This window comes from Acidovorax sp. 93 (genome assembly GCF_003633835.1).
Lineage (GTDB): Bacteria > Pseudomonadota > Gammaproteobacteria > Burkholderiales > Burkholderiaceae_C > Acidovorax > Acidovorax facilis.
In genome coordinates, this window is the sequence record NZ_RBIT01000001.1 from 4,999,526 (window position 1) to 5,018,609 (window position 19,084).

The following is a 19,084-nucleotide window of genomic DNA, read 5'->3' on the forward strand; positions in this document are numbered from 1 at the left end:
CCCTCGCCCGGGGGATCAGCCCTGGCGCTGCGCGCGCGAGTGGCTGTGCACCGCCTCTACCAGCGCCGCCACATGCTCGGGCGGTGTGAACTGGCTGATGCCGTGGCCCAGGTTGAAGATGTGGGTGGGGCCGGTGGTGCTGCGGTCGGTGTGGGGTTTGCCGAAGCTGTCGAGCACTTTGTGCACCTGTTGCACGATCTGCGCGGGCGGCGCAAACAGCACGTTGGGGTCGATGTTGCCCTGCAGCGCCTTGCCCGGGCCTCCTGGCTGGCCGCCCACGATGGCGCGGGCCTTGCCCAGGTTGGCCGTCCAGTCCAGGCCTAGCACCTCGCAGTCGATGTCCTTCATGTCTTCCAGCCAGATGCCGCCGCCCTTGGTGAAGACGATGCGCGGCACGTCGGCGCCGTCCACGCCGGTGCGCTTCAATTGCGCCAGCACGCGCGTGGTGTAGGCCAGGCTGAACTCCTGGAACGCGCCGTCGGCCAGCACGCCGCCCCAGCTGTCAAAAATCATCACGGCCTGGGCTCCGGCGTCGATCTGGGCGTTCAGGTACGCGGCCACGCTGTCGGCGTTGATGGCCAGGATGCGGTGCATCAGGTCGGAGCGGCTGTACATCAGGCTCTTGACGAGGCGGTAGTCATCGCTGCCCTTGCCTTCGACCATGTAACAGGCCAGTGTCCAGGGGCTGCCCGAAAAACCGATCAACGGCACGCGGCCGTTCAGGGCCTTGCGGATGCTGGTAACTGCGTCGAACACGTAGCGCAGCTTGTCCATGTCGGGCACGGCCAACTCGGCCACGGCGGCTTCGTCGCGCACCACTTTGGCAAAGCGCGGGCCTTCGCCCTCGGCAAACGACAGGCCCAGGCCCATGGCGTCAGGCACGGTGAGGATGTCGCTGAACAGGATGGCCGCATCGAGCGGAAAACGCTCCAGCGGCTGCAGGGTCACTTCAGTGGCGTAGTCCACATTGGTGGCCAGGCCCATGAAACTGCCGGCCTGGGCGCGCGTGGCCTTGTACTCCGGCAGATAGCGCCCCGCCTGGCGCATGAGCCACAGGGGCGTGTAGTCGGTGGCCTGGCGGCGGCAGGCACGCAGGAAGGTGTCGTTGGCAAGGGGGGCGAAGGTCATCCTGCGATTGTCGCAGCAGGCGGGAGTGCTCCCCCTGAGACGCTTCGCGTCTTCCCCCTCTCTCGCTGCGCGGGAGGGGGACGCACCCGGTGGCCTGGCAAAGCCAGTTCCACGGGTGCACTGGCCCCGGCCGCGCCAGTTTCAGCGCGCGGAGACTCACCTCTCCGCGATGTAGTGCGACATCCGCACGACTTCGCCCGGCGCCAAAAACGCCCGCACTTCGGTTTCCAGCGCCTGGTCGGCCATCGTGGCGCGGGCGCGCTGGTGCAGGTAGTCGGCCCAGGATTCAACGATGAAGCGCTCCACGTACCGCGAGGGTTCACCCAGGTCCTTGTACACCCGCCAGAATGTGGCGCCGTCGCGCCTGCGCGGGGCCTTCATGCGGCTGATGGTGTCCAGGAAGGCGGCGTCGGTGCCGGGGGCGATGCGGTAGCCCACCTCCACGGCCACGGGGCCGGCCTCGGGCAGAGGCTCAGCCTCGATGAAGAGTTCATCCCACGGTGTGGCCTGAGTCACTTCGTGCAGCCCACCCATGCGCAGCGGCATGGGGCGTGCCAGCAGCAGCCCCACACCCATGAGCGCAGCGGCCACGTACAGCGTGGGAGCCAGGCCCACGATGTCGGATGCGGCGCCCCAGAATGCCGAGCCCATGGCAAACGCGCCCAGCGCGGCCACCATGTGCATGGCCACGGCGCGGGATCGCACCCACTGTGGGGCACTGGCCTGCGTGGCGGTGTTGAAGGTGGACATCGCCGACATCCACGCCGCGCCCGCAAACAGCATGGCGACGTAAACCACCCACGCCACCTTGGTCAGCGCTGCCACCAGCATGGCGGCAGCGAACACCACGCCGCCCACGCCCACGATGACCTCCATGCCAAAGCGCGCGCGCAGCCGCCCCAGCACCAGGCCCACGGCCACGGCACCCGTACCCAGACAACCCATCAGCAGCCCGAAGCCCTGCGCACCGGTGCCCAGCTGGCGCTGCGCGATCACCGGCAGCAGCGCCCACAGGGCCGAGCCTGCCGCGCTGAACGCCATCACGCGCACCAGTTGCGCCAGGATGATGCGCGAGTGCCAGGCAAAACGCAGGCCACTGAGCGTGCCGCCCCACAGGCGCTCGGCGGGCAGCTTGGACGGCGGGTGTGCCTTGGGCGGCCAGCGGCGGATGGACTCCCACATCACCAGCGTTGTGGTCACCGTGACGGCAAACACCCAGCCCGCACCCAGCTGCGCAAACACCAGTCCGGCCAGCGTAGGCCCCACGGCGCGTGCGGCGTTGTAGGCGATGCTCACGGCGGTGATGGCCTGGGGCCACTCGTCGCGCGGAACCGGGTCGATGACGGATGAGTTCCACGCGGGCGTCAGCACCGCCGTGCAGCAGCCACACACAAACACCAGAAACAGCACCGACGCCGGACCGCCCCAACCGCCCAGCACCAGCAGCGTGAGCAGTGCACAGGCGCCCACCTGTCCCATCAGCGCGCCCGATATCAGCCTGCGCCGGTCGGTGGTGTCGGCCAGTACACCCGCAGGCAGGGCCAGCAAAAACATGGGCAAAAACACGGCCGTCTGTACCAGCGCCGCCAGGAACGACGAGCCCGTCAACTCCACCATGAGCCACGCAGCGGCCATGGTCTGCATGCCGCTGCCCACAAAAAAGATGCCACCGCAGATCCACAGGCCTCGGAAAGCGGGTTGGCGCAGGGGGCTCCACAAAGAGGTCGGAGGTGATGACATGGCGTGTTGGCAAAGAAAAGGCGGACCAGAAGGAATGCACTGGAGCGGCCACGCCCACCGCTGCGACCTTTGCCAACGCGTCCCACCGTTGGGTGCGGCCCTGTGCAGTCAATCCCCAAAACGGGGGATGACGCTGAGGTGGGTGTTTGTTAGTATTTGTGCGTGTTGTAGCTATTTGTATAGAGCAGTGGCAAGCCTAGGTCAATTCACCGACGGAGGAGAGGGTATGTTGAAAAAAAGCATTATTTCTTTGGGGTTTATTTGTGCGGCTGGATTTGCACATGCAGATCTCAAAAATATCAGCGCGGGCGGAGTTCATTCCGCAACCAATCTGGAGGCCATCGCTTGCACTATAGCCGGGTACGATGGGGCGTCGTACCGTGGGACCAAGGTGCTGTATATCTTTGCCGAATCGATGGGTACTGGGCGTGATCCCATGCTCAAAGTCAGTTCGCTGAAATACAACTATGTGATGCAGAACGACGACTGGGAGGAGGAATACTATGTCAATGGTTCAGCACGAACCCCTGTACCGGCGTCTTTGTATTCCAGCTTTTTGCGAATTCCTAAGCGGGCTACCGACGCGGCAGTCATCTACTTTGCAGACCCAGGGGAGGCTGTTTGTGCTTTCACCAAGGAGTATGCAAATGATGGAAACCTTTATCAGGTTCAAATTTCTATTACCGATGTCACGGCGGCCATTACGGCGGCAGGAATCCGATCTTCAGCAAACGATGCCGCTGTGGATCCAAATGGAATGCTGCGAGCTGATTTGAACCAGCTCATGGACATTCAGGCAAATACTGAAAAATAGGAAACTGCGATTCCAGGGGGTTGGAAAGGACCGTTGGTGGCGCTGCCGTCACCAGTCTTGGTCTGTTCGCGAGATGTTCCGGCCCCCTCGCAACCGGTAAGTGCGCGGCACATCGGTGCGGCTTGCTACCAGGGCTTCCGCCCGTTTTTGCATATCGGCCAGCGCGTGGTCCAGGGCCTGAACCGTGCCCGCGTTCAGGCCCGCCAGCAGTTCCTGGTTAAGCGCCTTCACCTGGGGGAACAGCTGATCGTGCAGCGCCTGCCCCGCCGGGGTGAGCGATAGCACCGCCTGGCGCCGGTCGCCCGGCATCGCATCGCGGGTGAGCAGCTTTTTGGCCAGTAGCGACGTGATGGCGCGTGACGTGCGCGACCTGTCCAGCCCCAGCCGCTGGGCCAGCTCGGCCGGGGGCATGCCCGGGTGCTGCGCCAGCATCATCAGCAGCCCCCACTCGCGCCGCGTGATGCCGTAGCCCCCTTCGCACAGCCGCACCACCAGGCTGCCCGCGACGGCCAGCAGTCGGTTCAGGCGGTACATCAACAGGTCGTTGGCCGCTTCCGGATGGGTCAGGCGGTGGCCCGGCTCGGCGGGGCCTGGGGGTGCCGGGGTGGGCGCGGACATCAGGGTATTTCCGTGCAATAGTTGATTAGATCAATCGATTGTGTGGCCAATACAGTGCGCCCATCAACCTGCGCGATGGTGCAGGGCCCTGCAATTGTCCCTGGAGACTTTTCGACGATGCGCAAACCCCTTTCATCGGTACTGGCCATAGCGCTGGCCCTGGCCCTGGCCGCCTCCATCACGCAAGCGCAGGAAGCCCCGTTGCGCATCGTGGTGGGCTACGCCCCCGGCGGCTCCACCGACCGCGTGGCCCGCATCGTGGCGGACAAGCTGGGTAGCAAGCTTGGCACGCCTGTGATTGTGGACAACAAGACCGGCGCGGGCGGCCGCCTGTCGGCACAGGCCGTCAAAGCCGCGCCCGCCCACCAGCCCACGCTGTTGCTGGCCAACCCCGCCGTCATGCTGGTGGCGCCCCTGGTGTTCCCCGACGCAGGCTACGACCCCGAGCGCGACTTCCGCCCCGTGAGCCATGTCAACAGCTACGAGTTCGGCGTGGCCGTGGGCAGCGCCGTGCCTGTCAAGGAGCTGCCGCACCTGCTGGCCTGGCTGCGCGCCAACCCCGACAAGGCCAACTTCGGCGTGCCCGCCACGGGCAGCCTGCCGCACTTTTTTGGCCTGATGGTGGGCGATGCCGCCAAGGTGCGCGCCGAGGTGGTGGGCTACCGGGGCTCCGCGCCGCTGCTCAACGACCTGCTCGGCGGCCAGGTGCCCGTGGCGTTCGACACGTTTGACACCCTGCTGCCCCAGCACGAGGCGGGCAAGATCCGCATCCTGGCGGTGTCGGGTGCCAAGCGCAGTGCGCTGGATGGAAAGATCCCCACCTTCAAGGAAAGCGGCCTGGACCTGGCCGCCACCGGCTGGAACACGTTCTTTGCGCCCATGAGCATGCCCAAAGCGCAAGCCGAACGCCTGGCCGCGCTGATCCACGAGGTGATGAAGGACCCCGACACCCAGCGCAAGTTCGAGGCCGCCAAGATGGAGCCCGTGGTGGCGACCATGGCGCAGACCGAAGCCATGCTCAAGGCCTACCGCGCGCAATGGGCCCCGGTGGTCCAACGCTCGGGCTTCAAACCATGACCACCCGCCCTAACATCATCTTCGTCGTCGCCGACGACCTCGGCTATGCCGACCTGGGCTGCTATGGCGGCCGCGACGCGGCGTTTGGCCCGGTGTCGCCGGTGCTCGATCAACTAGCGGCCAACGGTCTCAAGCTCACGCAGGGCTACTCCAACTCCCCCGTCTGCTCGCCCACGCGTTTTGCGCTGATGACGGCGCGCTACCAGTACCGCCTGCGCGGCGCGGCCGAGGAGCCCATCAACAGCAAGAGCCGGGGCAGTACCACGCTGGGCCTGCCCCCCGAGCACCCCACGCTACCCTCGCTGCTGCGCGCAGCGGGCTACCGCACGGCGCTGATGGGCAAGTGGCACCTGGGCTACCCGCCCGCGTTCGGGCCCCTGCGCTCGGGCTATGAAGAGTTCTTCGGTCCCATGTCGGGCGGGGTGGATTACTTCACCCACTGCAGCTCCACCGGCACGCACGACCTGTACCTGGGCGAAGAAGAAAAGCAGCAGGACGGCTACCTCACCGACCTCATCACCGACCACGCGCTCGACTATGTGCTGCGCATGGCGCCGGGCGTGCAGGCCGGCACGCCGTTCTTCCTGAGCCTGCACTACACCGCGCCCCACTGGCCCTGGGAGACCCGCGACGACGAGGCGCTGGCGCAGGAGGTGAAGACGAACCTGTTCCACCTGCACGGCGGCAACATCGAGACCTACCGCCGCATGATCCACCACATGGACGAGGGCATCGGCCGCATCATGGCGCTGCTGGAGGCCAAGGGCCTGGCGCGCGACACGCTGGTGGTGTTCACCAGCGACAACGGTGGCGAGCGCTTCTCGGACAACTGGCCGCTGGTGGGCGGCAAGATGGACCTGACCGAAGGCGGCATCCGCGTGCCCTGGATTGCCCACTGGCCTGCGGTGATCGGCCCCGGCGGAGTGAGCGCGCAGACCTGTATGACCATGGACTGGTCGGCCACCATGCTCGACGCCGCAGGGGCCGCCGCGCATGCGGACTACCCACTGGACGGCCGCACGCTGATGCCGCTGCTGCGCGATGCCAATGTGATCGACGAGCCCCCGCTGTTCTGGCGCATGAACCACCGGGGCCAGCGCGCCATGCGCCAGGGCGTGTGGAAGTACCTGCGCGTGGATGGCAACGACTACCTGTTCAACCTGGCCGACGATGAACGTGAGCGCGCCAACCGCGCGCCCGTGGAGCCCGAACGCCTGCAGACCATGCGCGCCGCGTGGGAGGCCTGGAATGCGACCATGCCCGCCATTCCTGACGATGCCACGGTGAGCCTGGGGTATTCGGTGAAGGACATGCCGCAGCGCTGAGCCTGGCGGGCAGGTCGTCAGGAGTGTGGGCGGGCGGGCTTGCCCTGTTGCCTGCCCGCCCCGCTTGCCGGTAGATTGGGCGCCATGCCTGCCGCTGCCCCTGCGCCTTCGTACAACGCTGCTCTGCGCCAGTGGACCACCGACGTGGTGGCGCCGCCCGCGCGCCTGGACTACTGGGTGGGCGCGATCTGCGAGGCGTTTCTGGAAATGGATTGCAGCTCCCGCGAGGCGCCGCTGTTTGGCGGGGAGCTGCAAAGCCTGCCGGTGGAGACGCTGTCCGTCAACCGCGTGCGCGCCTCCACCCAGGACGTGTTTCGCACGCCCGTAGGCATTGCGCGCAGCCGCCAGCTGCCTTTCTACCTGATCGGCCAGGCCGAAACCGCGTGGCATGTGCGCCAGGATGGCCATGTGGCCCACCTGCGCCCGGGCGATGTGGTGCTGCTGGATTCGGCACGGCCTTACGAACTGCACTTTCCTGATGGAGTGCACTGTGTGTCGCTGCAGCTGCCGCGCGCCTGGGTGGGGCAGTGGCTGCAGCAGGCAGAGGCGCCCGGGCTGCGTGTGGCCTGGCGCGACCAGGGCTGGGGCCAGAGCCTGGGGGCGCTGGCCGTGCAGCTGGCGCGTGACCCGGCCTCGGCGCAGGCCCTGCCGCCAGCATTGCTGTCCGACCACCTGGGGGCGCTGTTGTGCGCGGCGCTGGAGCCGCCCCAGCCACCGGCCCCCACGGCTGCGCGGAGCCTGCATGCCCATCTGTGTGCGCTGCTGCGGGCGCGCATCGACCAGCCGGGCCTCTCGGCTCCGGCGCTGGCGCAGGAGGCGGGCGTGTCGCTGCGCACCCTGCACCGGGCCTTTGCGGCACAGGGCCACACCTTTGCGGGCACCTTGCGCGAACTGCGCCTGGCGCGTGCAGCCGAGCTGCTGCGCCGCCCCCAGCTGGCCCATGTGGCCGTGGGCGAGATTGGGCGGCGCTGCGGCTTTGCCGACCCTTCGCATTTCGCGCGCGCCTTCCAGCGCGCCATGGGCGTGTCGCCCGCGCAGTGGCGGCGCGGCGCCTGAGGCCACGCGCTATTCCCCCGTCGAGACGGCCATGCCGGCCCGTCGGTGAGTCTGCTGGCACATCCAGCACAGCCGACTGGCACGCGCAGGCCATTCCGTGCCACCAGGTGTTTCTAAGGTAGCGGCAGGGCGGATCGCCCGGTCCTGCAACACCACCCCAAGGAGACACACATGCCGGATACCTATGTCCTGGTCCATGGCGCCTGGCACACCGGTGCCGAGATGGAAGCCACCGCCACCCACCTGCGCGCGCGCGGCCACACCGTGCATTGCCCCACGCTGGCAGGCAACCGCCCCGGCGACGACCGCGCGGCCACGGGCCTGGCCGATGCGGTGGATTCGCTGGCGGCCTTCATCGAAGGCCAGGGCCTGACCGACGTGCGCCTGGTGGGCCACAGCTATGGCGGCATGGTCATCAGCCACATGCCCGCGCGTCTGCCTGGGCGCATCCGCCGCCTGGTGTACTGGAACGCCTTCGTGCCGCAGCCAGGCGAATGCCTGAACGACCTGGTGCCGCCGCACTACCGCGCGCTGTTCGACCAGGTCGCGGCCAGCAGCGGCAATGCCGTGATGCTGCCGTACCCCATCTGGCGCGAGGCCTTCATCAACGATGCCGACGAGGCCCTGGCGCAAAGCACCTACGCGCTGCTCAACCCTCATCCCTACCGCACCTTCACCGAACCCGCGCAACTGCCCGTGCCGCTGGCCGCGCTGGAGGTGGGCAAGAGCTACCTCAACGCGCAGCAGGACACTGCGCTGCCGCACAGCCTGCCCTGGCACCCGCGCCTGTCGGAGCGGCTGGGCCTGTTCCGCCTGGTGGAGTGCCCGGGCAGCCATGAGCTGTGCTTTTCCGACCCGACATCGGCTGCCTTGCATATCGAGCGGGCAGGGCGCGACTGAAGGGGCCCAGGGTTTTTTTGCGCTGACTACAAGGTTTTTTGGCCTCTTGCGCCTGCCGGGTAAGCGCTAATTGCTATCAATTCAGGAGTGATTCGCTGCTCCCCGCCTCCAGCAGCCGCGTGAGCAGCGGGTGCATCACCTTGCGGGCGCTGTAGATCAGGTGGAACTGCTCCTGCACGTCCGGCGTGGTGCCCACCTGCACCAGTCCGTGGGTCTGTGCCAGGTGCTCGCCCAGCGACACCGGCGCGGGCATCACGCCCATGCCGGTGGCGGCAAAGGTGCTCAAGAGGGCGCTGTCTTCAAACTCGCCCGCGATGCGCGGGCGGATGCGCTCGCGCTCCAGCCAGTGGTCGATGCGCGCGCGCATCGCGGCGTGGTCGGTGGGCAGCAGCACGGGCACCACGGCCAGGCTGTGGGGGAAGTTGTTGGCCGCCGCCTCGGCCCACAGCGGCGGCGCGTACCAGGCGATGGCGCTCGTGCCCAGCAGCTGGCTGGTGGTGCGCAGGGCGGGGTTGGGGGGCGCGGCACGGTCGGCCAGCACGGCATCGAGCTTGTGCAGCGCCAGCTCGCCCAGCAGGGGCTGGAACTCGCCCTCATGGCACAGCAGGCGCAGGTGCGGTTCGTCCAGCACGGGGGTGAGCAGCCGATGCACGGCCAGCTTGGCAATGCCGTCGGAAATGCCCAGGTTCAGGCGCAGCGTCTTGCCGCTGGCGGCCTCGCGCACGCGCACGGGCAGCAGCTCGCCCAGCGCAAAGATGTGGTCGGCCTCGTGCAGCGCGGCCACGCCCGCATCGGTGAGCACCAGGTTGCGGCCCTCGGTGCGCAGCAGGCTCACGCCCAGCGACTTTTCAAGCTCCCGCACCTGGGCGCTGATGGTCTGCATGGCCATGTCCAGCCGCTCGGCGGCGCGGGCGATACCGCCCTCCTTGGCCACCACCCAGAAGTAGAAAAGATGGCGGTAGTTGAAGCTCTGGCTCATGGGTTCTTCCGAGGGAAAAGGGTTTGGTTCGTAAAAACCGAACCAATACTACTGTGATAACAGGTTTTAAAGAAGTACATCAGCCCCTACAGTCCGGGGCTTGGGCGTCCGGCTTGCCCGGACGTGTGAGGGCATCTTTGGAGAAACTCGATGGAAACGATCGGAACGTGGTGGATGTGGGCGGGATTTGCCGTCTTCGTGGTCATTGCCATAGGCGTGGACCTGCTGGTCATGGAGCGCCAGGGCGCGCACAAGGTCACCATGGGCGAGGCCGCGCGCTGGAGCCTTTTGTGGTTCTCGCTGGCGTTTGTGTTTGTGGCCATTCTGTGGTGGTACCTGGACGGAAGCCAGGGCCGTGAGATTGCCAACACCGTCTCGATGCAGTTCATCACCGGCTATCTGGTCGAAAAGAGCCTGTCGGTGGACAACATCTTTGTCTTCCTGATGCTGTTCAGCTACTTTGCCGTGCCGCCGCAGTACCAAAAGCGCGCGCTCATCATCGGCATCATCGGTGCCATCGTGCTGCGCACGCTGCTCATCCTGGCAGGTGCCTGGCTGCTGGCCACCTTCCACTGGCTGCTGTATGTGTTCGGTGCGTTCCTGGTCGTCACCGGCGTGAAGATGTGGTTTGCCGCTGGGCAGGAGCCTGACATCGCCACCAACCCGGTGCTCAAGTTCCTGAAGAAGCGCATTCGCATCACCGACCAGTTCGATGGCGAGAAGCTCTCCACCATGATCAACGGCGTCAAGCACTTCACGCCCCTGTTTGTGGTGCTGGTGCTCATCGGCACCACCGACATCATCTTTGCGGTGGACAGCATCCCGGCCATCTTCGCGATCACCAGCGACCCGTTCATCGTGCTCACGGCCAACATCTTTGCCATCCTGGGCCTGCGTGCGCTGTACTTCCTGCTGGCTGACCTGGCCAACCGCTTCCACCTGCTGGCCTATGGCCTGGCGCTGGTGCTGGTGTTCATCGGCGGCAAGATGCTGCTCATCGACTTTGTGAAGATCCCGATCGGCTATGCGCTGCTGGTGACGGCGTCGCTGATTGCTGGCTCGATCTTCCTGTCGCTGCGCAGCTCGGGCGAAAGCGCCCATGGCGCTCCGGCCCTGCCGCGCAAGGACTGAGTGCAGTGGTAAGCCAGATGCTTTGTTCATTGCGCCGCTGGCTGCGCGCCCTGGAGCCACGCGCCCGCGCACACCTGGATCGGGACTGGCTCATCCGTCTGCGCCCCTGGCTGGAGCGGCGCGAGCTGTTTCGCTTTCAGCGCCAGCCCCTGGCGCGCGGGGTGGCGGCGGGCCTGTTCTGTGGGCTGATCCCCGGGCCGCTGCAGATTCCGGGCACGCTGCTGGTCTGCGCCTGGCTGCGCGGCAACATCGTGGCGGGCGGGGTGGCCACGTTCTATACCAATCCGCTCACCACCGTGCCGCTGTATGCGCTGGCCTTCTATCTGGGCGCGTTGGTGATGCCGGGCACCCAGACTTTGCCCGCGTGGAGCAGCGTGGTGCCGGGCGGAGACTTCTCGGTGCAGGCGCTGGGCGCCTGGATGCAGGCCCTGGGCACACCGCTGCTGGTGGGCCTGCCCACGCTGGGCCTGGTGATGGCGGCGCTGGGTTATGCCACCGTGCAATTGCTGTGGCTGGCGCCCGCCCTGCAGCGCAAGCGGCGGCTGGCACGCAGCCGCTGAGTGCCCTGCGACAGGAGCGTGGCATTTGCCTGCACCACCGTGGAACTGGCGCTGCCAGGCCACGGATGGCGTCCCCTCCGGGGGAAACCGGCGCAGCCGTTCAGGGAGTTAATCGAGTTTCACGCCCACCTTCGTAATGACTCGGCCCCACTTTTCGCGCTCGGTGCGCGCAAAGCTGCCCATCTGGGCGGCCGTGCCGGGCATGGGCTCCACACCCAGGGCCTGCAGGCGGGCCTTGGTGCGCGTGTCGGCCAGGGCTGTCTGCAATGCCTTGCTGAAGTTGGCCACCACATCGGCCGATGCGCCCGTGGGTACCACCAGGCCCTGCCATGCAAAACCTTCAAACCCTTGAAGGCCCTGTTCGGACATCGTGGGCACATCGGGCATGGTCGTCACGCGCTGCGGGCTGGCCACACCAATGGCCTTGACCTTGCCGCCGTTGAGAAACGGGTACACCGTGGCGCTGTCGATCCACATCGCGGGTACCTGACCACCGATCACATCCTGGATGGCCGGGGCCGCGCCGCGATATGGCACATGCGTGAGCTTGAGCCCGCTTTGCTCGCGGAACAGCTCGCCCACCAGGTGGTGCGGGCTGCCCGGCCCGGCGGATGCCCAGTTCACGCCATCGGCCTGCCCCTTGGCCCAGGCCATGAATTCCTTGAGGTTCTTGGCGGGCACGTTGTTGGACACCACCAGGAACATCGGAAAGCGCACCAGCAGGCCCACGGGTTGGAAGTCCTTCTCGGCGTTGTAGGCGAGCTTGCTGAACAAGAACGGGTTGGCCGCCAGCGTGGCGAAGTCGGCCGAGAACATCAGGTTGCCAAAGTCCTTGTTGCGCGCACTGTACTCGGCCGCGATGTTGGTGCCCGCGCCGGGTTTGTTGTTGATGACGATGGGGCGGCCCAGCGTGGCCGACATGGATTCGGCAATCGTGCGCGCCACGATGTCTGAGCCGCCACCTGCCGCGTAGCCCACCACCCATTCGAGCGGTTTGGTGTCCTGGGCGTGGGCCAGGGGGAGGGTGGTGGCCAGGGTCAACCCGGCAAGGGTGGCGAGGAAGTGTTTGCGCTGCATGTGTTGTCTCCGTGGTGTTGTCAAAAAATGAAGGCAAAGCCTGGGCCCCGCACCGTCTGCGCGGTGCTGGAGCCGTGGGGTAAAAAAAGGTGAGGCTAGGCCACCACCGCGTGGGTGGGCACCACAGGTGTGATGGCCGGGGTGGTGCGCCGGTCGGCCGTGGGCACGGCACTGCCGCGCGCCAGTTGCAGCGCGTGCTGCAGCGTGGCCTGGTCGCCGATGTGGTTGGCCAGCAGCAGCACCAGGCGTGCGTTCATGGCGTGGCTCTCGGGCGTGGACAGGCCCTGGTGCGCCGCAATCAGCGCTTCATAGAAGTCGTCGCAGGCCTGCAGGTTCGGTTGGGTGTTCAGCATGGGCATGTTCCTTGTCGTCTTCCTGGTCAGACGGCTGCGGCCGTGGCACGGGCCAGTGCGCTGCGCACAGCCGCTTCGGTGGGCGTGCGCCAGCGGGCGCACACATGCTGGTCGGGCCGCACCAGGTACACGGTGCGCGGCAGCGCATCCAGCCGCTGGGCGGCCAGCGCCTGGTGGTCCATCACGTCGATGCCGATCTGCAGCACCTTCACGCCGGGCAGGTCACGCGCCCACGCAGGGGCTGGGCCAAACACCAGCAGCGTGAAGTCCGGCCCCAGCTCGCGCAGCAGCCAGGTGGGCTGGCCCTGCTTCGTCAAGGGTGCGTCCAGCAATACGGCGCCGGGCACCTGCGTGCTCACGAAGGTGTCGGTATCCGGCGTGTTCAGCGGCGACTGGTGCAGTGTGGCGGGCACCGACAGCCGCCCGCTGTTGACGATGCGCCTTGCAAACGCATGCTCGCGCGCCAGGTGCAGTGCCGCGTCGCGGAACAGGCGGCTCACCTCGCTCTTGGGCGTGATGAAGTCGGTGGCGCGCGTGGAGTTGCACAGGTTTTCGTCGGCCGCGTATTCGCGCTCCGGGCCGTACGTATTCACCAGCACCGGGCTGGCGCGGCCCTGGAGTACCCAATCGAGCTTCCAGGCCAGGTTCTCCGCGTCCTGCACGCCGCTGTTGGCGCCCCGTGCACCAAAGGGCGAAACGCCGTGGGCGCTGTCGCCCGCGAAGACGACGCGGCCGTGCACGAACTGGTCCATGCGCAGGCAGGCAAAGGTGTAGACGCTGGCCCAGTCCAGCTCAAACTGTGCATCCGCACCCAGCAGCGCCTTCACGCGCGGGATGATGTTTTCGGGCTTCTTTTCTTCTTCGGGGTCGGCGTCCCAGCCCAGCTGGAAGTCGATGCGCCAGACGTTGTCGGGCTGGCGATGCAGCAGCACGCTCTGGTTGGGATGAAAGGGTGGGTCGAACCAGAACCAGCGCTCGGTCGGGAAGTCCGCATCGCCCGCCAACTTCACGTCGGCGATCAGGAAGCGGTCCTGAAAAATGCGCCCCTTGCTCTCCAGCCCCAGCATCTGCCGCGTGGGCGAGCGTGCGCCGTCGCAGGCCACCAGCCATTGCGCATCCATCTGGTAGGCGCCCTCGGGCGTGTCGATGCTCAGCAGCGCGCCGTCTGCGCGGCTTTGCACCTCAGTGACCTTGTTGTGCCAGCGGATGTCGATGCCCGGCAGCTGCAGCGCGCGCTCCACCAGGTAGGCCTCGGCGTAGTACTGCTGCAGGTTGATGAAGGCGGGGCGCTCGTGGCCTTCTTCGGGCAGCAGATTGAATTCATACAGCTGCTCGTCTTTGAGGAACACCTTGCCCAGGTTCCACGACACGCCCTTGTCCACCATGCGCTGGCCCACGCCCAAGCGGTCCCAGATCTCCAGCGTGCGCTTGGCAAAGCAGATGGCGCGCGAGCCGATGGAGAGCTTGTGGTCGTTGTCGAGCACCACCACGCGCTGCCCGCGCTGGGCCAGGTCGATGGCGAGCGACAGGCCCACGGGGCCCGCGCCGATGACCACGATGGGGTGCTGTGCGGGCGTGGTGCGGTCCTGGTCGGGCGAGCGCACGTAGCCGAAGTCGAGGGCCTGCACCTCGGCGCCACTGGCGTGGAAGGCTTCGGTGGGAATGTCTCTGGGGTTCATGTTCTACGACCTTTGTGTTTGATCGATTGCTTGATGTAGAGAGCTGACCTTTGCAACTGGCGCGCCCTGAGCGAGGGACGCCGAGCAAGGGCCGCCCCGCAGCGAGGGCGTCGTCCCCTTCCCGAATCGCGCAGCGGTTCGAGAGAAGGGGGAAGGCGCGCAGCGCCTCAGGGGGTTGTTCTCTGCCTAGCCTTCCAGGGCTTTCCACATCTGGACATCGCGCTCGGCGGTCCAGATGCGTGGGTCGGGGTATTGCGTGGCCTCGTCGTACGCACGGGTCACGTCGAACGGCATGCAGTGGTTGAAGATGACCCAGTGGCCGTACTTGGGCTGCAGCTTGGCAAACGTGGCCTCGTACACCTTGCGCAGGTCTTCGCCCTTGGCCGCGCTGGCCTTCACACTCTCGTACAGGTCGCTGATGAAGGCGCGCGTGCCCGCCAGGCCCGCCTGCACCTGCTCGGGCGTCTGCAGCGCGGCGCCCCGGCCGGGCACCAGCTTCTCGGGCTTCAGCGCCGCGATGTTGTCCAGGGTCTGCGGCCAGTCCTGGAAGTACGCATCGCCCGCATACGGCGTGGCGTCGAACTCCACCAGGTCGCCGCTGAACAGGATCTTTTCCTGCGGCAGCCAGGCCACCGTGTCGCCCTTGGTGTGGCCCCGGCCCAGTTGCAGGATCTGCACCTCCAGCTTGCCCAGCCACAGGGTCATCTTCTTGTTGAAGGTCATGGTCGGCCAGGTCAGGCCGTCCGGCACGCTCTCTACGTTCTGGAACAGGCGCGGAAAGCGGCCGATCTCGCTGTCCTTGTCGAACTGGCCGCGCTCCACGATCAGGTCGCGCGTGTCCTCGCTGGCAATGATGTGCTCGGCGCCGTAAGCGCTGGCGCCCAGCACCCGCACCGCGTGGTAGTGCGAGAGCAGCACGTACTTGATGGGTTTGTCGGTGACCTCGCGGATGCGGCGGATCACGTCCTGCGCCATCACCGGCGTGGCCTGGGTGTCGATGACCATCACCGCATCGTCGCCAATGATGATGCCGGTGTTGGGGTCGCCCTCGGCCGTGTAGGCATAGGCGTGGTCGGAGAGCTTGTCGAAGCTCACCTTCTTCACTTCGAGGTCGGCGGCGGAGGCAAAGGTTTTGACGGTGCTCATGGTAGTGATTTGTTAATGGTGAATGCGTTTATCTAAACGGAATGCGTTGATGTTAGGCAAGAAATTCGTTCATGTCTAACGCATTTGTTTAGGTGTAAACCCGAGGTGCGGATGGATCCTGCGCTGCGTGGACAATCGCCCCATGCCCACCACGACCCCCGACCTGCCCCCCGCCGACGACGAAGACACACCCCGCAGCCCGCGCGGCATTCAGAGCGTGGAGGTGGGCGGCCAGCTGCTGAAGGTGCTGGCGCGCACCGGCCGGCGCATGGCGCTCAAGGACCTGGCCCGCGCGGCGGACATGACGGCCGCCAAGGCGCACCCCTACCTGGTGAGCTTTGGCAAGCTGGGTCTGATCGAGCAGGACGCCGTGAGCGGCCACTACGGCCTGGGCCCCTTGGCCATGCAGCTGGGCCTGATCAGCCTGCAGCAGGTGGACCCGGTGCGCCTGGCCATTGCCGAGCTGCCCGCGCTGGCCCAGCGCATCGGCTACACCGTGTCGGCCTCGGTCTGGGGTGACAACGGCCCCACCATCATTCGTGTGGAAGAGGGCCCCACCGCCGTGTATGTGGCCATGCGCCACGGCACCACGGCCTCGGTGCGGCACACGGCCACGGGCAAGGTGTTTGCAGCCTTCGGCCCGCGCGAGCGGGCAGCGGCTGCGCTGGCGGCCGAAGGGTTTGCGGGGGCCCTGGATGAACCCGCGTTTGCGGCCGAACTGGAGGCGGTGCGCCAGCACCAGATCAGCGAGGTGACTGACCAGCTGCTGCCCGGCATCAGCGCGCTGGCAACGCCGGTGTTTGACGGGTTTGGGCAGCTGGTGTTGTGCCTGGCGGTGATAGGGCCCAGCGCCACGCTGCAGACGGGGCCGGGCAGTGCTGCCGCAGGCCATCTGCGCGACACCGCGCGCAGCCTGTCGCAGCGCCTGGGCGCCGCGCAGGGCACCAAACCCTGAGCCGCCGTCAGCCGCCGCGCAATATGCGCGCCTTGATGCGGCTGAGCGCCACCGGCGTCACGCGCACATAGCTGGCAATGTCGCGCTGGCGCACCTGGGCGGCGATCTGCGGGTGCTGCTGCAGAAAGCGCCGGTAGCGCTCTTCGGGCGACAGCGTGAGCAACTCCATCTCGCGCTGCTCCTTGCGCTGGCCGTACATGCGGTAGGCATTGCTCAGCGCGCGTTGCCACCCCATGTGGCGCGCGGCCAGCGCTTCCAGCGCGGCATGGTCGATCTGCTCCACCGTGCAGGGCCCGCCTTCCGCCAGGGCGGTGTAGCTGGTAACGCCGCCCGGCTGCAGTGCCGTGAGGCTGGCAAAACACATGCCGGCCGGCACAAACCCCTTGACCCAGGCGTCACCTACGGCCGTCTCGTACACCATCTTGATGAGCCCTTGGTTCACCACAAAGACCCGGGGCTGCGCCTCGCCCGCGTGGAACAGCACCTCGCCCGGCCGCAGCTGCCGCACCGTGGTGGCGAGGTCCAGAGCCTCCCACTCGGGCAGCGGGGCCTGTGCCAGTTGCTCCAGCACCGTGTGGGTGGAATGAGAAAAGGTCGGCAAAAGAGGACTCCGTTAACCCAGGTTATCGCCAGCACAGCACGCCATCGGCAGACTGCGGGCCATGTCTTGATTGTGCAAGGAGAAGTTGGAATGCAACGTTTGCTGCTGCCCCCTGTGGTCTGGTTTGCATCGGTGGGTGCGATGGTGATTCTGCAGCGTATCTGGCCCCTGGCCACGCTGCCCCCCGATGCCTACGTGCTGGCCTGGATGGCTGGGGGTGTGCTGGTGCTGGCGGGCCTGGCCATGGCCCAGTGGCATGCCCGCCTGTTCAAGCGAATCGGCACCAACATCAACACCTTTGGCGAGCCCGGCACGCTCACCACAGCGGGCCTGTTTGCACACACCCGCAACCCCATGTACCTGGGCATGCTGCTGGCCCTGGCGGGTGTGGCGCTGGCGCTGGGCACTTTGTCGCCGTGGTTGCTGGTGTTGCAGTTTTTTGTGCTCGCGCAGTGCTGGTACATCCCGCTCGAAGAGCGCAAGCTGGCGGCCCGCTTTGGACGCCAGTACGCGGACTACTGCCGGGATGTGCGGCGCTGGATCTAGGCTCCTTGAGAGCGCGCCAGTGCCTGGTCAACGTCCCACAGGATGTCGTCCAGGTCTTCAATCCCCACCGATAGCCGAACCATGTCCGCGCTCACGCCAGCGCGGGCCAGCTCTTCTTCGCTCAGTTGGCGGTGGGTGGTCGATGCGGGGTGAATCACCAGCGTCTTCGCGTCGCCGATGTTGGCGAGGTGGCTCAGGAACTCGCAGGCGTCGATGAACTTCTCGCCCGCCGCAGCGCCGCCCTTCACGCCAAATGTGAGGATGCCCGAGGCGCCCGGCGCACCGTCCACAGCACGAAACTGCTTTTGCGCCAGATCGTAGTACGGCGAATCCGCCAGACCCGGGTAGTTGACCCACGCCACCTGTGGGTGGCTCTGCAAAAACTTCGCCACGGCCAGCGCATTGCGGCAGTGCTCGCGCATGCGCAGGTGCAGCGTCTCGGCGCCCTGCAACAGTTGCCACGCGTTCATGGGCGAGAGCACGCCGCCGAAGGTGCGGTTGACCTCCATGCGCGCCTTCATGGTGTAGCCAAAGTCGCCAAAGGTCTCGTAGAACTTCACGCCGTGGTAGGCGCGGCTGGGCTCCACCATCTCGGGGAACTTGCCGTTGTCCCACGGGAACTTGCCCCCCTCCACCACCACGCCTCCCATGGTGGTGCCGTGGCCGCCGATGTACTTGGTGGCGCTGTGCACCACGATGTCGGCGCCCAGCGCCAGCGGGTTGCACAGGTAGGGGCTGGCCACCGTGTTGTCGATGATGAGCGGCACGCCGTGGGCATGCGCCACCTCGGCCACGGCGGCGATGTCAAGCACGTTGACCAGCGGGTTGCCGATGGTTTCGCCATACACGGCGCGGGTGTTGGGGCGCATGGCACGGGCAAAGTTCTCGGGGTCGGCCGGGTCCACAAAGGTGGTCTCTATCCCTAAGCGCGCGAAGCCCACGCCCAGCTGCCCCACCGTGCCGCCATACAGCGTGCTGGCCGCCACGATGTGGTCCCCGGTCTTCAGGATGGCCAGCAGCGCCGCCATCTGCGCGGCCATGCCGCTGGCACAGGCCAGTGCGGCACGGCCGTTTTCGAGGCTCGCAATGCGCTCCTCGAACACCGCCACCGTGGGGTTGCTGATGCGGCTGTAGACGTTGCCAAAGGTCTGCAGGTTGAACAGGCTGCTGGCGTGCTCGGCGTTGTCGAACACAAAGCTCGTCGTCTGGTGGATGGGCGTGGCGCGTGCGCCAGTCACGGGGTCGGGCTGGGCGCCGGCGTGGATGGCGCGGGTGCCAAAGCCGAACTCGCGGTCGGCGCCATTGGAGGGGGCTGAGGACATGGGATTTTGAGGAAATTGGCTGCTAGCGCTTTATGGATAAGCGCTAATAGCTATGAATTTGATAGCTTTGAGCTTGG

General features: G+C 66.6%; 19 protein-coding genes. 9 read left to right on the plus strand and 10 right to left on the minus strand.

Going from position 1 to position 19,084, the window contains the following annotated elements; all coding sequences use genetic code 11:
* Positions 1–15 precede the first annotated feature (15 nt).
* A complete protein-coding gene (hemE, locus tag C8C93_RS22890; RefSeq protein ID WP_121508406.1) occupies positions 16–1,128 on the minus strand; it encodes a uroporphyrinogen decarboxylase in 1,113 nt (370 codons plus the stop codon).
* A gap of 156 nt (positions 1,129–1,284) precedes the next feature.
* Positions 1,285–2,868 (minus strand): MFS transporter, encoded by a 1,584-nt coding sequence (locus C8C93_RS22895; RefSeq protein ID WP_121508407.1) that lies wholly within the window; start codon positions 2,866–2,868, stop codon positions 1,285–1,287.
* A gap of 226 nt (positions 2,869–3,094) precedes the next feature.
* Between C8C93_RS22895 and C8C93_RS22900 the strand changes: the two genes are divergently transcribed.
* The gene (locus C8C93_RS22900) at positions 3,095–3,682 is read left to right on the plus strand and encodes a hypothetical protein (RefSeq protein WP_121508408.1); all 588 of its coding nucleotides are present in this window, start codon (positions 3,095–3,097) and stop codon (positions 3,680–3,682) included.
* Positions 3,683–3,730: 48 nt separating this feature from the next.
* Here C8C93_RS22900 and C8C93_RS22905 read toward each other — a convergent pair whose 3' ends face one another.
* Positions 3,731–4,300 carry a MarR family winged helix-turn-helix transcriptional regulator gene (locus C8C93_RS22905; RefSeq protein ID WP_121508409.1) on the minus strand — a complete coding sequence of 190 codons (570 nt, stop codon included), beginning with the start codon at positions 4,298–4,300 and terminating at the stop codon, positions 3,731–3,733.
* A 117-nt stretch (positions 4,301–4,417) separates the two neighbouring features.
* Between C8C93_RS22905 and C8C93_RS22910 the strand changes: the two genes are divergently transcribed.
* From C8C93_RS22910 to C8C93_RS22925, 4 genes are all read left to right on the plus strand, one after another.
* On the plus strand, positions 4,418–5,377 hold the full coding sequence (locus C8C93_RS22910; protein ID WP_121508410.1) for a Bug family tripartite tricarboxylate transporter substrate binding protein: 960 nt from the start codon (positions 4,418–4,420) through the stop codon (positions 5,375–5,377).
* Entirely contained in the window at positions 5,374–6,702 is a 1,329-nt protein-coding gene (locus tag C8C93_RS22915) for a sulfatase (protein ID WP_121508411.1), read from the plus strand. Before C8C93_RS22910 ends, C8C93_RS22915 begins: the two co-directional genes overlap by 4 nt.
* Before the next feature lie 84 nt (positions 6,703–6,786).
* Entirely contained in the window at positions 6,787–7,758 is a 972-nt protein-coding gene (locus C8C93_RS22920) for a helix-turn-helix domain-containing protein (RefSeq protein ID WP_121508412.1), read from the plus strand.
* 171 nt (positions 7,759–7,929) lie between these two features.
* The gene (locus C8C93_RS22925; RefSeq protein WP_121508413.1) at positions 7,930–8,658 is read left to right on the plus strand and encodes an alpha/beta hydrolase; all 729 of its coding nucleotides are present in this window, start codon (positions 7,930–7,932) and stop codon (positions 8,656–8,658) included.
* Between the two features lie 76 nt (positions 8,659–8,734).
* On the opposite strand, the gene C8C93_RS22930 is transcribed toward C8C93_RS22925, so the two are convergent.
* Entirely contained in the window at positions 8,735–9,637 is a 903-nt protein-coding gene (locus C8C93_RS22930; RefSeq protein WP_121508414.1) for a LysR family transcriptional regulator, read from the minus strand.
* Positions 9,638–9,787: 150 nt separating this feature from the next.
* Between C8C93_RS22930 and C8C93_RS22935 the strand changes: the two genes are divergently transcribed.
* Complete coding sequence (locus tag C8C93_RS22935) at positions 9,788–10,768, plus strand: TerC family protein (protein WP_121421335.1); 981 nt, start codon at positions 9,788–9,790, stop codon at positions 10,766–10,768.
* Positions 10,769–10,785: 17 nt separating this feature from the next.
* The gene (locus tag C8C93_RS22940; protein ID WP_121421334.1) at positions 10,786–11,328 is read left to right on the plus strand and encodes a DUF2062 domain-containing protein; all 543 of its coding nucleotides are present in this window, start codon (positions 10,786–10,788) and stop codon (positions 11,326–11,328) included.
* A gap of 108 nt (positions 11,329–11,436) precedes the next feature.
* On the opposite strand, the gene C8C93_RS22945 is transcribed toward C8C93_RS22940, so the two are convergent.
* The 4 genes from C8C93_RS22945 to C8C93_RS22960 all read right to left on the minus strand — a co-directional run bounded on the left by C8C93_RS22945 (position 11,437) and on the right by C8C93_RS22960 (position 15,583).
* Positions 11,437–12,405, minus strand: a complete 969-nt coding sequence (locus C8C93_RS22945) for a tripartite tricarboxylate transporter substrate binding protein (protein ID WP_121508415.1) — start codon at positions 12,403–12,405, stop codon at positions 11,437–11,439.
* 95 nt (positions 12,406–12,500) lie between these two features.
* Positions 12,501–12,758, minus strand: coding sequence for a DUF2783 domain-containing protein (locus C8C93_RS22950; RefSeq protein WP_121508416.1), 258 nt, complete (start codon positions 12,756–12,758; stop codon positions 12,501–12,503).
* 26 nt (positions 12,759–12,784) lie between these two features.
* Complete coding sequence (locus tag C8C93_RS22955; protein ID WP_121508417.1) at positions 12,785–14,437, minus strand: FAD-dependent oxidoreductase; 1,653 nt, start codon at positions 14,435–14,437, stop codon at positions 12,785–12,787.
* 186 nt (positions 14,438–14,623) lie between these two features.
* Positions 14,624–15,583, minus strand: a complete 960-nt coding sequence (locus C8C93_RS22960; protein WP_121508418.1) for an MBL fold metallo-hydrolase — start codon at positions 15,581–15,583, stop codon at positions 14,624–14,626.
* Between the two features lie 142 nt (positions 15,584–15,725).
* Between C8C93_RS22960 and C8C93_RS22965 the strand changes: the two genes are divergently transcribed.
* On the plus strand, positions 15,726–16,538 hold the full coding sequence (locus C8C93_RS22965) for an IclR family transcriptional regulator (RefSeq protein WP_121508419.1): 813 nt from the start codon (positions 15,726–15,728) through the stop codon (positions 16,536–16,538).
* 7 nt (positions 16,539–16,545) lie between these two features.
* Here C8C93_RS22965 and C8C93_RS22970 read toward each other — a convergent pair whose 3' ends face one another.
* Positions 16,546–17,139, minus strand: a complete 594-nt coding sequence (locus C8C93_RS22970) for a Crp/Fnr family transcriptional regulator (protein ID WP_121508420.1) — start codon at positions 17,137–17,139, stop codon at positions 16,546–16,548.
* 90 nt (positions 17,140–17,229) lie between these two features.
* Between C8C93_RS22970 and C8C93_RS22975 the strand changes: the two genes are divergently transcribed.
* On the plus strand, positions 17,230–17,685 hold the full coding sequence (locus tag C8C93_RS22975; RefSeq protein WP_158603289.1) for an isoprenylcysteine carboxylmethyltransferase family protein: 456 nt from the start codon (positions 17,230–17,232) through the stop codon (positions 17,683–17,685).
* On the opposite strand, the gene C8C93_RS22980 is transcribed toward C8C93_RS22975, so the two are convergent.
* Positions 17,682–19,007: an O-acetylhomoserine aminocarboxypropyltransferase/cysteine synthase family protein gene (locus tag C8C93_RS22980; protein ID WP_121508422.1), complete on the minus strand. Its 1,326-nt coding sequence runs from the start codon at positions 19,005–19,007 to the stop codon at positions 17,682–17,684. The two genes, C8C93_RS22975 and C8C93_RS22980, sit on opposite strands and share 4 nt — an antisense overlap.
* Between the last annotated feature and the right edge of the window lie 77 nt (positions 19,008–19,084).